At 33.8% G+C, this 13117-nt stretch carries 12 protein-coding genes; 9 read left to right on the top strand and 3 right to left on the bottom strand.

The window, feature by feature from the left end; genetic code table 11:
• Positions 1 to 15 precede the first annotated feature (15 nt).
• Positions 16 to 2730, bottom strand: coding sequence for a putative LPS assembly protein LptD (locus tag AAEO57_RS06925; RefSeq protein WP_423972142.1), 2715 nt, complete (start codon positions 2728 to 2730; stop codon positions 16 to 18).
• Positions 2731 to 2812: 82 nt separating this feature from the next.
• Here AAEO57_RS06925 and AAEO57_RS06920 point away from each other — a divergent pair, with 82 nt between their 5' ends.
• The 8 genes from AAEO57_RS06920 to AAEO57_RS06885 all read left to right on the top strand — a co-directional run bounded on the left by AAEO57_RS06920 (position 2813) and on the right by AAEO57_RS06885 (position 10285).
• Complete coding sequence (locus tag AAEO57_RS06920) at positions 2813 to 3934, top strand: N-acetylmuramoyl-L-alanine amidase family protein (protein WP_341690921.1); 1122 nt, start codon at positions 2813 to 2815, stop codon at positions 3932 to 3934.
• A 50-nt stretch (positions 3935 to 3984) separates the two neighbouring features.
• Positions 3985 to 4950: an MlaD family protein gene (locus AAEO57_RS06915; protein ID WP_341690918.1), complete on the top strand. Its 966-nt coding sequence runs from the start codon at positions 3985 to 3987 to the stop codon at positions 4948 to 4950.
• A gap of 5 nt (positions 4951 to 4955) precedes the next feature.
• A complete protein-coding gene (locus AAEO57_RS06910; protein WP_341690916.1) occupies positions 4956 to 6287 on the top strand; it encodes a 4Fe-4S dicluster domain-containing protein in 1332 nt (443 codons plus the stop codon).
• A 104-nt stretch (positions 6288 to 6391) separates the two neighbouring features.
• The gene (locus tag AAEO57_RS06905; RefSeq protein WP_341690914.1) at positions 6392 to 7183 is read left to right on the top strand and encodes a (Fe-S)-binding protein; all 792 of its coding nucleotides are present in this window, start codon (positions 6392 to 6394) and stop codon (positions 7181 to 7183) included.
• 5 nt (positions 7184 to 7188) lie between these two features.
• Positions 7189 to 7794: a hypothetical protein gene (locus AAEO57_RS06900; RefSeq protein ID WP_341690912.1), complete on the top strand. Its 606-nt coding sequence runs from the start codon at positions 7189 to 7191 to the stop codon at positions 7792 to 7794.
• Positions 7795 to 7841: 47 nt separating this feature from the next.
• Positions 7842 to 8324, top strand: a complete 483-nt coding sequence (locus AAEO57_RS06895) for an ABC transporter ATPase (protein ID WP_341690910.1) — start codon at positions 7842 to 7844, stop codon at positions 8322 to 8324.
• 375 nt (positions 8325 to 8699) lie between these two features.
• Positions 8700 to 9836, top strand: a complete 1137-nt coding sequence (gene bshA / locus AAEO57_RS06890) for an N-acetyl-alpha-D-glucosaminyl L-malate synthase BshA (protein WP_341690908.1) — start codon at positions 8700 to 8702, stop codon at positions 9834 to 9836.
• A gap of 26 nt (positions 9837 to 9862) precedes the next feature.
• Positions 9863 to 10285 carry a protease complex subunit PrcB family protein gene (locus AAEO57_RS06885; RefSeq protein ID WP_341690906.1) on the top strand — a complete coding sequence of 141 codons (423 nt, stop codon included), beginning with the start codon at positions 9863 to 9865 and terminating at the stop codon, positions 10283 to 10285.
• A 62-nt stretch (positions 10286 to 10347) separates the two neighbouring features.
• Here the strand turns inward: AAEO57_RS06885 and AAEO57_RS06880 are convergent, their stop codons facing one another.
• Together AAEO57_RS06880 and AAEO57_RS06875 are read right to left on the bottom strand one after the other, a co-directional pair.
• Positions 10348 to 10845, bottom strand: coding sequence for a hypothetical protein (locus AAEO57_RS06880; RefSeq protein ID WP_341690904.1), 498 nt, complete (start codon positions 10843 to 10845; stop codon positions 10348 to 10350).
• A 155-nt stretch (positions 10846 to 11000) separates the two neighbouring features.
• Positions 11001 to 11828: a UDP-2,3-diacylglucosamine diphosphatase gene (locus AAEO57_RS06875; RefSeq protein WP_341690903.1), complete on the bottom strand. Its 828-nt coding sequence runs from the start codon at positions 11826 to 11828 to the stop codon at positions 11001 to 11003.
• Between the two features lie 186 nt (positions 11829 to 12014).
• Between AAEO57_RS06875 and aroC the strand changes: the two genes are divergently transcribed.
• Positions 12015 to 13073 carry a chorismate synthase gene (gene aroC, locus AAEO57_RS06870; protein WP_163410371.1) on the top strand — a complete coding sequence of 353 codons (1059 nt, stop codon included), beginning with the start codon at positions 12015 to 12017 and terminating at the stop codon, positions 13071 to 13073.
• Positions 13074 to 13117: the final 44 nt, after the last annotated feature.

Raw genomic sequence — 13117 nt, 5'->3', positions numbered from 1 at the left:
ATTCTGTAATATTGATTATCGGTTTGTAGCGCTTCGTTTGTTGTATTTGATGTCGCTAAGCATTCCGGATTTAATTCCTATAAAGAAGTTCCAGTTTGAATATGGTCCTAACGGAGTCCAGTTAAAAGACATTCTCCAGCTCAATAAATCTCTTTCAAAACGGAGTTGTGTAAATGTAACCCCTTTTTGAACAAAATCATAACCGGTTGAAATTCCGCCTTTCCATTTAGGAGTAATATCCATATTGGCAGAAACCATTATCGAATTTCCGGTAATTTTGTTTTCCCTGCTTGCATTCGAATAGGTCAATGAATAAGCCATTGTCATGTCCCATGGGAGTTTTGAATTAAAAAATTCGGTAATAACATTTTCAGAATCTTCCTCTGAAAACTGGCTTTTCCTTGTGTCATTCAAATCAGTATTTGTTCCAAATAAATCATCGCTACGCCCCCCGTTTCGTTGACTTTGTTTGTTTTCGTCCTTTTTTTCGTTTTTATTTGAAAAAGAATAATTTAAGGTCATATTGGCGCTTGTCATTCTGAAAAGACTTCCTCCGTTATTAATATTAAATTCGTTGATTTGCTGACCTGAATTATCAATTGCATAAGGGTTTAAAGTTGCAGCAAAATTGACATTCATTTTATTGTCAAACAATTGAGTTCCTCCGCTAACACGAACAGGTTCGAGTGCGAATGTTGTTACTCCGTCAGCATTAAAATTATAACTGGTGCTGAAATTTAAATTGTTCAACAGCATCATTTTCTTCGGTTCTGTTTTTGTGCTGTCCTTATCTGTTACCTTGGCTTCAAAAGTATTGCTCAGGTCAAAACCTATAATGTTAGAATTAGATTTACCAGGTTGTCCGTAAACGCCATTTTCAAATCGGGTATAATCTTTATAAGTTTTACCGGTAGCATCTATAGCATAGGTGTCATAATATTTTTCAAAACTTGGAGTGTAAGAATAGGAAAAAGATGGGCGCATAACATGACGTATAGCTTGTATTTTTTTTGTATCACCAAATTTGAAAGTACCATAAATAGTGGTTCCTAAACTAGAACTAAAATTGTATGTTCTAAAAGCGTCAAAACCATTAACTGTTTTGTCTACAACTGTATTTAAGTTCTCATCATAAGACCTGTTAATTGTTTTTGTTACCCATGTTTCCTGATAATTTGTTGAGGCACTGGCACTAAAATATTTGAATATTTTAAAATTGGTACTAATTGGGATACTATGCTGCATTCCAATTTGAGCATTTTCAAACATCTGAGGTTTGAAAAATAACGAATCTGTAGTAGTAAAACTGTTTTTACCGCTTAGATTGTATTGTAAATTGATGTTTTTAATTAATCCTTTTTTTACACCGTCTTTTCCAACAAAAGGATAGATACGATCAATACTTCCCTGCAAAGAAGGAAGAGTCATACTAATTTGTTCTGTCTGGGTGTTTTGAGAATGTGTTGCAGTTAATGCTATTCTGGCTTGTGGAATAGTATTGAAAGTTTTGTTCCAGGAAATAGAAGAACTAAGCGTATTATTTAAGCTTGAACCAACATTGGCCTGATTGATAGATTGTTTGAAATATTTACTACTACCCATATTGACAGAGGCAGAAAAACTTGAATTCGGATTCGATTTTGAGTCTTTTGAATGAGACCACTGGATGTTGTAAATGTTTTGCTTTGAATAATCGGGATAACCTCTTTCGCTGGTTATTAAATTTTCAAAACGAACATTCACATTTCCTCTAAATTTATATCTTTTGGCATAGGAGGATTCAAACCGCAGGGCGTAACTTCCGTTAGTATAATAATCTCCAAGAGCCGTTAAATCATAATTGTCGCTTAAGGCAAAATAATATCCTCCGTTTTGCAAAGAAAATCCTCTGGTATTGGAATCGTTATAACTAGGCAGGATAATACCTGAAACACTTTTTTCCTGACTCATAGGAAAATAGGCGTAAGGTAATGCAATAGGTGTAGGGACATCTGCAATAACCATATTGGTTAAGCCGACAACTACTTTTTTATTTGGAACGAATTTGACTCTGCTGGTTCTGAAATAATATTCAGGATTATCCACATCTGTAGAAGTAGTAAAACGGGCTCCTTTCAAATAATAAACAGAATCATTTTCTTTTTTGGTAATCTGCGCTTTTATTTTAAATTCACCTTGCTCCGTTCTGGAGTTGTAAATTAAAGCTTTCTTTGTTTTGAAATTAAAGCGAATAGAATCCGGCTGAACTTCATTAGATCCCTGTTTGAAATTTGGATATTGTATCAAAGTTCCCGTAGAATCTTTTATCCTTCCGGCATAGACTTCGTCTTTTTCGTAATCAAGGACAATAATTCCGGATTTTAATTCTACATCTTTGTAATATAATTCAGCTTCATTATAAAGGGTAATTCTTTTTTTCTTCTGATCTATTTTAGCGTAATCTTTAGCTACATATTTTACTTTTCCGTCAAGAAAAGTCTTTTTAGCTTTTACAGTATCCAGTTTAACAGTGTCAGTTATGGTTTTTGTACTGTCTGTAGTAGTGATTTTAGGGTTACTGGTTTGTTTTACAGCTGTTAAAGGTTTTTTTTTGGCTTTTATATCTTGTGAATATAAATTACCATATCCCAGTGTAAGGAAAAATGATACTAAAACGATATTAAATAAGTTTGTGTGCAAAGGTTTAAATGCTATTTTTGTAAAATTATGGCTTGTTTTTTGACATGTCAAACTTACATATAATTTTTTGGCAAAAATAATCAATTGTAAAAATTATAACTGTTGCATTTTATTAAAATTAACTTTTAGATTTATGAACTTTTTTAACAAAACTAGACTAATTTTTAGTTTTTTTCTATTGACAATTTCATTTTGCGCTTTTAGTCAGGCTAATGTGTTTAAGGTAACGCTTGATGCAGGTCATGGAGATCATGATTTTGGAGCTGTTTATAGTGGGCGTATTGAAAAAAATATTGCTTTGGCTATTGTGCTTAAAGTAGGGAAAATATTAGAGGCTAGTCCGAATGTTCATGTCATTTATACACGTAAAACGGATGTTTTTATAGATTTGGTCGAAAGAGCCAATATTGCAAACAGAGCCAATTCTAATATTTTTGTTTCAATACATTGTAATGCTAATAAAAACACAGCTGCAGACGGAACAGAAACCTATGTGATGGGTTTGAGTAAAGTTGCATCAAATCTTGAAGCTGCCAAAAAAGAGAACTCGGTAATTACTTTAGAAAAAGATTATAAACGAAAGTATGAAGGTTACGATCCAAATTCTCCTGAATCAATGATTGGGATGACTTTAATGCAGGAGGAATATTTAGACAACAGCATTTCATTAGCAAGTAAAATTGAGGATAATTTTGAAAAATTAGGAAAAAAACTTCGTCATGGCGGAGTTAAGCAGGCTCCTTTTATGGTGCTTCATAAGGCTTATATGCCAAGGGTTTTGGTAGAAACAGGTTTCGTATCAAATCCAACAGAAGGAGATATTTTAAACTCAGAAGCCGGTCAAAATGATATAGCTGAAGCAATTGCACAGGCTATTTTAAGTTACAAAAGAGAATATTTTGGAACAGGAGCTCAGGAAATTAATGAAGCAAAACCTGTAAAAGATACTGCTAAGCCTAAAGTTGCAGAGTCAGCGCCAAAGGTTGAAAAGGAAGCTCCAAAAGGAACTTTTTTTAAGGTGCAGCTTATTGCAAGTATCAAAAAAACGCCTTTGGAACCTAAAAATTTTAAAGGCCTTAAAAACGTAACGATGATCTATGAAAATAATATTTACAAATATTTTTATCAGGAAACTTCAGATTACGAAACCGCTAAAAAATATTTACAAGAAGCTAAGAGTAAAGGATATGGAGCTTCTTTTTTGGTAGCAACCAAAAACGGTGAAAAAATCAGTATTCAGGACGCTATCAAATAATACTGGTAAGTTCGAATATTTATATTAATTTTGTACAAACACTTACAATTTTGAAACTAACAAGAGAAATCAAAACGGCTATTTTAGTCATTACGTCCATTTTATTATTTATCTGGGGTTATAGTTTTTTAAAGGGCAGGGAGCTTTTTACGAATTATAAAACATTATATGTTGAGTATGACAATGTTGAAGATCTTGCGTCTACAGCTCCTGTTACATTAAATGGTCTTGTAATTGGTAAAGTAAATAAGATTACAATAAATGAAGTAACAGGTAAATTATTAGTTGAACTACAATTAAAAACAGATTTTCCTATTTCTAAAACCAGTAAAGCTTCTTTGTATTCGCCAAGTTTAATAGGAGGAAAACAGATAAAGATTGTTCCTAACTTAGCAGACAAAGATCCTGCCGAAGACGGTCAGACTCTTTTAAGCACAGTCGAGTTAGGCCTGACAGAATCTTTAGGAGGGAAAATTGAGCCGATTCAGCAAAAACTGGAAAAGATGCTGGTAAATATTGATGTTTTGGTTACAGGACTAAACAATACTTTAGACCAAAAAACACAAGAAAACCTGAAGAAAACAATAGCTGAGTTAAGTCAGACAATGGAGCAGTTTCATAAAGCCTCAGGTAGTCTGAATTCTATTTTAGATACTAATAAAGGTCAGATAAACGGAATCGTGACAAATTTAAACAAGATGTCTGGTAACTTCAATAAAATATCGGATACTTTAAATAAGGCTGATTTAGGGAAAACAGTCAGAAACCTGAATCAGACATTAGCTAAAGTTGATGGACTTATGGCAAATTTAAATTCAGGAAAAGGTACAGCAGGAAAATTATTAAATGATGATGCATTGTATAATAATCTGGCAAAAACATCAAAAGAATTAGAGTTATTATTGCAGGATGTACGCCTGCATCCAACACGTTATGTAAATGTTTCGGTTTTTGGAAAGAAAAACAAACCTTATGTAGCGCCAACAGAAGAGGAGAATCCGACGACTAAAAAATAACAGCAATGAGCTATCTTGATAATATTTTGTTTGCTATAATTCTAATAGCCGGTTTTGGTTTTTTTGCTTCAAACATCAAAAAAATCATCCGAAATATCAATTTGGGTGTTGATGTAAAGAGGAATGATAATCCTAAAGAGCGCTGGACAAATATGGCTATGATTGCACTGGGGCAGTCGAAAATGGTCAAGCGCCCTATAGCCGGAATACTTCATATTTTTGTGTATGTAGGATTTGTAATTATCAATATCGAGTTACTCGAAATTATTATCGATGGATTGATAGGAACTCATAGAGTTTTTGCACCTTTTTTAGGAGGAGTTTATGATGTTTTAATAGCTTCATTTGAAATATTAGCAATACTTGTAATTTTTGCTGTAGCCGTTTTCTGGATCAGAAGAAATCTGATTAGACTAAAACGGTTTATACATTCTGATTTAAAGGGCTTTCCTAAAAGTGACGCTAATTATATTCTGTATTTTGAAACAGTATTAATGATTCTGTTTTTATTGATGAATGCCGCTGATTTGCACTTGCAAAATGTGCCGGGCGGAGTTTTTCATAAGGCAGGCAGTTTTCCAATTAGTCAGTACATAGCGCCAATTTTTAACGGAATGTCAAATGAATTGGTTGTTGTCTTATTTGAAGCATTTTGGTGGTTGCATATTGTAGGTATTTTATGTTTTATGAACTACTTATATTTTTCAAAACACCTGCATATTCTTTTAGCCTTCCCAAATACTTATTTCGCTAATTTAAAACCTCAGGGTCAATTTGATAATTTGGCTTCGGTTACTAAAGAAGTAAAATTAATGATGGATCCAAATGCAGATCCGTTTGCTGCTGCTCCTGCAGATGAAAATGCTGTTCCTGCAAAATTTGGTGCAAGTGATGTTCAGGATCTAAACTGGGTACAATTATTAAATGCTTACACCTGTACTGAATGTGGGCGTTGTACATCATCATGTCCGGCAAATCAAACGGGTAAAAAATTGTCTCCACGAAAAATTATGATGGATACAAGAGATCGTTTGCAGGAAGTGGGGAAAAATATCGACACGAATAAAGGGGTTTTTGTTCCTGATAATAAAACTTTATTAAACGATTATATTACACCTGAAGAATTATGGGCGTGTACGTCTTGTAATGCCTGTGTTGAAGAATGTCCTGTTAATATCAGTCCGTTGTCTATTATTATGGATATGCGCCGTTATTTAGTAATGGAACAAAGTGCTGCACCAATGTCGCTAAATGCGATGATGAGTAATATAGAAAACAATGGAGCGCCTTGGCAATACAGCCAACAAGACCGATTGAACTGGAAAAACGAAAATTAAAATAGCTTGATTGGGTTATTTATAACCGTTTAGAATAGTTAATACACCTAATTTAAAGTTTCAGATTAAAACATGGAATTTTAAACTTTAAACAAAAAAATGAAATGTCAGAAAATTTAGTAGTACCAACAATGGCAGAAATGCTGGCCGAAGGAAAACAGCCTGAAGTGTTGTTTTGGGTTGGTTGTGCAGGAAGTTTTGATGATAGAGCAAAGAAAATCACAAAAGCTTTTGTGCGAATTCTAAATCGTACAAATGTTTCTTTTGCTGTGCTGGGTACTGAAGAAAGCTGTACCGGAGATCCTGCGAAAAGAGCAGGTAACGAGTTTTTGTTTCAGATGCAGGCCATGATGAACATTGAAGTTCTGAATGCTTATGAAGCTAAAAAAATTGTCACTGCATGTCCGCATTGTTTCAATACCTTGAAAAATGAATATCCTGAATTAGGAGGTAATTACGAAGTTATTCATCACACAGAGTTTTTAAAATCATTAATTGAGGATGGCAGGTTGACTGTTGAAGGCGGTCAGTTTAAAGGAAAAAAAATCACTTTTCACGACCCATGTTATTTGGGGAGAGCGAATAAAGTTTATGAGGCTCCGAGAGATTTGATTCAGAAACTGGATGTTGAGCTGGTTGAAATGAAGCGTTCAAAAGCAAATGGACTATGTTGTGGAGCTGGTGGAGCACAAATGTTTAAAGATGCTGAGTCAGGAAATAAAGAAGTGAATATAGAAAGAACAGAAGATGCGCTTGAAATACAGCCGGATATTATAGCAGCCGGATGTCCGTTTTGCAATACCATGCTGACTGATGGTATTAAAAATAAAGAGAAAGAAGGGCAGGTAAAAGTAATGGACATTGCAGAGCTTATCGCAAACGCACAAGATTTATAAAATAAATGATAAAAAAAATATTTTTACTGACAACAGTTCTTTTTTTTAATGTTGTTTCATATTCGCAAGATGTTTTAAGCGTTATAGCTAAAGAAACGTGTGAATGTCTGGATGCCAAAAAAGGCAAATCGGATAATTTTACTGGGGATGAATTAAAAACCGCTGTAGGATTATGCATGATTAAAAGTTATTCTGATCACATGTCTGAGTTTAAAGGTGATGAGAAAGTAAAATTTGGTGACAAGGAAGGGATGACCAGATTAGGGGAAGCAGTTGGTGTGAAAATGCTTGAAACTTGTCCTAATATGATTCTGGAATTAGGAAAAGGATCTCAAAAAGATGTAGAAACCGAGGAAGAAGATGCTTTTGTTACTGGTGAAGTAACAGATATTAAATCAGAACAGTTTTTGACTTTGCAGATAAAAGATAAAAACGGAAGAAGTTATAGTCTTCTTTTGCTGGATTATTTTGACACAGCATCTTTGCTGACTAACAACGAAATAAAGAAAAAGGATAAGCTCAAAGTAAGTTATACAGAGATTGAATTATTTGATACGAAAGCAAAAGAATTCAGATATTTTAAAATCCTTACCAAATTAGAGAAACAATAATCAGGTCTGTCTTTTGATACTGAACTAAAATAATTAAGAAAAAAACAATGTATATACCTTTTGAAAATTTACCTGGTGAATCCAGAGTTTGGATTTATCAATCGAACAGAAAATTTTCTGAGGAAGAATTTTCTGAAATCGAAACCGATTTAAAGGCATTTGTAGAAGAGTGGGCTGCACATGGTACAAGTCTTGAAGCTTCATTTTTATTGAAATACAATCGCTTTATTATATTGGCTGTTAATCAGGAAGTACAAGCTGCAACAGGATGTTCTATTGATAGCTCGGTTGAATTTATTCAGGGTTTAGAAAGAAAATATAATGTTGACTTACTGGATAAGATGAATGTTACTTTTAAACTTGGAGAGCATATTGCACACAAACCATTAATTGATTTTAAGAAAATGGTAAAAGACAAATCAGTTTCTGAAAATACAATTGTGTTCAATAATCTGGTTAACAATATTGAAGAATTTAACGACTCATGGGAAGTTCCTGCAGCTGATAGCTGGCATAGAAGATTTTTCTAACAGGGAATTATAAAATATTTGAGAGGGCATGAAATTTAGGTTTTATGCCTTTTTTATTCAAACTAATTTGAGTTTAAAATATTTAAAATTTGTCAGGGAGAGAAATGGGGATTTTCATAAAAAAAAACTTCTAACCTAGCCCTGATGGAAGTGACATCCTTTTATGGCGGAGTTCGCCATAAAAGATATAGCGGACAGCAGGACATGAGGTTTTTATGGAAATTCAGGTTTCTGCTTCTTATAAAAATTATAAATTTTAAGAAATAGATAAATTTTGGTTTATTTTGAAAGAGATATAATTTTAGTAAAATCTAACATTTTTATTGCTGGAGGACAGCTGTTTTTTGAGTATTTTCGTAGTATTAAATTTAATACATGAAAATAGCAATTGTCTGTTATCCTACTTTTGGAGGTAGTGGTGTGGTAGCCACTGAGTTAGGTCTTGAATTAGCCAGAAGAGGACACGAAATACATTTTATTACCTACAGCCAGCCCGTAAGATTGGCACTTTTGAACCCTAATGTTCATTATCACGAAGTAAACGTTCCTGAATATCCACTTTTTCATTATCAGCCTTATGAGCTGGCTTTGTCAAGCAAACTGGTTGATATGGTGAAATTGTATAAAATTGAGTTATTGCACGTGCATTATGCTATTCCACACGCTTATGCGGGTTATATGGCGAAGCAAATGCTGAAAAATGAAGGAATTAATCTTCCGATGGTGACAACGCTTCACGGAACAGACATTACTTTAGTTGGAAATCATCCTTTTTACAAACCGGCGGTAACATTTAGCATTAATAAATCAGATTATGTGACTTCAGTTTCGCAAAGTCTGAAAGATGATACACTGAAATTATTCAAAATCAAGAATAAGATTAAGGTAATTCCAAATTTTATTGAACTGGATAAGGTAGTTAAAGACCCTGCAGCGCCTTGTCATCGTAGTGTTATGGCAAAGGCTGAAGAACGTATAATTACACATATCAGTAATTTTAGAAAGGTAAAACGAATTCCGGACATTGTTAAGATTTTCTATCAGATTCAAAAAGAAATGCCTGCCAAACTAATGATGGTTGGTGACGGTCCTGAAAAAGAAAATGCAGAACTGTTGTGTCAGGAGTTAGGAATTCTGGATAAAGTGATTTTTTTTGGAAACAGTAATGAAATAGATAAAATTTTACTTCTGACGGATTTATTTTTACTGCCATCCGAAACAGAAAGTTTTGGTTTAGCTGCTCTGGAAGCGATGGCATGTGGAGTTCCTGTGATTTCAAGTAATTCAGGGGGGCTGCCTGAAGTTAATCATGATGGTGTATCCGGATATTTGAGTGATGTTGGAAATATTGATGAAATGGCTCAAAATGCTATTAAAATCCTTAAAGATGATAAAGTTTTGAAGGAGTTTAAAAACAATGCATTGGAAGTTGCTAAAAAATTTGATATCCAAAACATATTACCTAAGTATGAAGCGTTATATCAAAAAGCAATAGACGATTATAAGGAATAGAAATTTTAATTTGTAAAGTAAAGGGTATGAAAAAAGTAATTTCGGTTTTGACAGTTTTTGTTTTAATTTCCTGTGGAGCAAAAAAAACATCTGATTCAACGGAATTGTATGAAATCTTAACGGAACAATCTGATGGTGGCGGGAATATCAGGTTTTTTGAAATCCTGAGTGAACCCAATGAAATTGTAATGCTTCAGAATGACCCACATATAAAAGATAAAATTAAACAAGGTGATATTGCGAATTCTAATTTTGTAATCCTGAATATGGGGCAAAAAAATACAGGAGGTTACTCAATAGGAGTTGAAAAGGTAGAAGAAACGGATAAAAATATCATTATTACGGTAAAAGAAAATAATCCTGCTCCTGATGCCATGCTGATGCAGGTTATTACGTATCCTTACACCGTTGTAAAAATAAGATCAAAAAAAGAAATAATTGTCAAATAAAAAAATCCAGCTATTAAATATAGCTGGATTTTTTTTATTAAAGGAAGTTGGTTGTTTAAGAATTAGAATCTAAATCTTGCTCCAAATCCAACATCAAAACCAAAGTTGTCATCATCATAATAACCTGATCCGATTTCTGGTCTGGCATCAAATGATAAAGTAAGAGGGATTTCTTTAAATCTGTATTCTACACCAATATCTCCGGCAGCAAAAACATAAGTTCCACTGTCGTTATAATGATCATTTCCATAATGATAATCGTAATCCCAGGTTGCAATACCTCCACCAACACCGGCATACCAGTTAAAACCTCCTTCAATATTCCAAACCCATTGGTAAAGTGCTACACCTTTTATGGCATCAACGTCATGATTGTCTCTCCAGCCTAAATCGAATTCAAGTCTGTTTTTTTGGCTTAATCCTAATTGGTATGATATTTCTCCTCCAAATCCGTTATTGTCCCCTAAACGTAATCCTAATGCGTGTTTAGAAATTTGTTGTGATTGAGCCGTAAATGCGAAACCTACTAATGCAATGGCAGATAAAATTATTTTTTTCATAGAATAAAAATGGTTATAAATTTTTTTCAAAAATACAATTACTGTAATACAGAAACGTATAAAATCCTCTAAAATTGTTATGTAATTTCCATGTTTATGAAAAAAATAAACGAATATTTTTTATAAAAAAAGATAAGGTGTTGCTACTTAAAAAGTTACTGTTGTTTTATAATTGAAGTAAGTATTTGCGAAGTTAAAATATCTTCCATTTCAAAGAGATTTTCTTCTGTTTCGGTAAAGTTTGACTGGGTGTAAGAGAATAGTTTCCATCTCTTTTTATGATATTCAAGTGCAGTCAGGTTTTCAATCCAGTCTCCGGAGTTTAGATAAATAGTAGAGCCATGTTTGTTCTCTTTGGTAAGGATTTTTGGTTCGTGAATATGTCCGCAGATTACATAATCATATTTTTTTTCGATTGCCAAATCCGTAGCAGTGGTTTCAAAATCAGAAATAAATTTGACGGCTTTTTTTACACTTGCTTTTATCTTTTTTGAAAAAGAATAGGGTTCTTTACCCAGTTTTGCAAGGCACCAGTTTGCAAAGCGGTTGCAGAGGATTAAATAGTCATAGCCCAAACCGCCGAGTTTGGCAATCCATTTTGAGTGCTGAACAGAGGCATCAAAAACGTCTCCGTGAAAAATCCATGCTTTTTTGCCATCTAATTCTAAAATCAGTTTGTCAACCAAAGAAAAGTTGCCCATATTCATGTCACTGAATTTTCTAAGGATTTCATCATGATTTCCGGTAATATAATACACTTTTGTGCCTTTAGAAGCCATTCCGATAATTCGCTGAATCACTTTTAAATGAGATTTTGGAAAGTACGATTTTCTAAACTGCCAGGCATCAATAATATCACCATTTAAAATTAGTGTTTTGGGTTTAATGCTTGAAAGATAGTTGTTTAGTTCTTTGGCATGGCTGCCGTAAGTACCCAAATGCACATCGGAAATGATGACCAGTTCGACGTTTCTTTTTTTCAATTTTTCTTAATTTGAAGTTTAGCAAATAAAGCAAACCAGAATCGATTTTGTTTTACCAAAAGGTTATTAATTTGAGCTGAATTTTAATAAATTATGATTTTTTAAGGGAGTTCTCTTTCTTTAAATCCTGTTTTTAAATTTTTTAATTTAATTCATAAAACTTACATTTGCTCAAAACTAATTATAATGGCAGGAAATAGCTACGGCACACTATATAAAGTTACCACATTTGGTGAATCTCACGGAGAAGCTTTAGGCGGAATAATAGACGGTTGTCCATCAGGAATTCAGCTTGATTTTGAGGCGATTGAAGTTGAAATGTCCAGAAGAAAACCAGGGCAGTCAGCAATTGTAACACAACGAAAAGAACCGGATGCAGTTCAGTTTTTGTCCGGAATTTTCGAAGGAAAAACTACAGGCACACCAATTGGATTTATTATACCGAATACCAATCAAAAATCAGATGATTATTCGCATATAAAAGATAATTACAGACCAAGTCATGCTGATTATGTGTACGATCAGAAATACGGATTCAGGGATTATCGTGGAGGAGGAAGAAGTTCTGCACGTGAGACCGCAAGCAGAGTAGTAGCGGGTGCGATTGCAAAGCAAATGTTGCCGGAAATTAAAATTAATGCCTACGTTTCGTCTGTCGGGCCAATTCATTTAGATACACCTTATCAGGAATTGGATTTTTCAAAAATAGAAAGCAATCCTGTACGTTGTCCTGATGAGAAATCGGCAGCAATTATGGAAGAATATATTCGTGATATCCGTAAACAGGGAGATACCGTTGGAGGAGTAGTTTCATGTGTGATCCAGAACGTTCCTGTAGGTTTAGGTGAGCCGGTTTTTGATAAACTGCATGCCGAATTAGGTAAAGCAATGCTGTCCATTAATGCTGTTAAAGGTTTTGAATACGGAAGCGGTTTCTCTGGTTCAGAAATGAAAGGAAGTGAACATAACGATTTATACAATCCTGACGGAACTACAAAGACAAATCTTTCTGGAGGAATTCAGGGAGGAATCAGCAACGGAATGGATATTTACTTCAGAGTAGCATTTAAACCAGTTGCGACTATCATGCAGACTCAGGATTCATTAGATAACAAAGGAAATATTACACCGATGACCGGAAAAGGGCGTCATGATCCATGTGTAGTACCAAGAGCTGTACCTATTGTTGAGGCTATGGCGGCTATTGTTTTGGCTGATTTTTATTTAATCAACAAAACGTATTAATTTAAAAGCAGGCAGTGAGGGTCTTTTTTTAATTATAAATTCAA

Source organism: Flavobacterium calami, assembly GCF_038290035.1.
Taxonomy (GTDB): domain Bacteria; phylum Bacteroidota; class Bacteroidia; order Flavobacteriales; family Flavobacteriaceae; genus Flavobacterium; species Flavobacterium calami.
The sequence above is the reverse complement of the archived record's forward strand: the minus strand, read 5'-3'. Positions and strand labels throughout refer to the sequence as shown.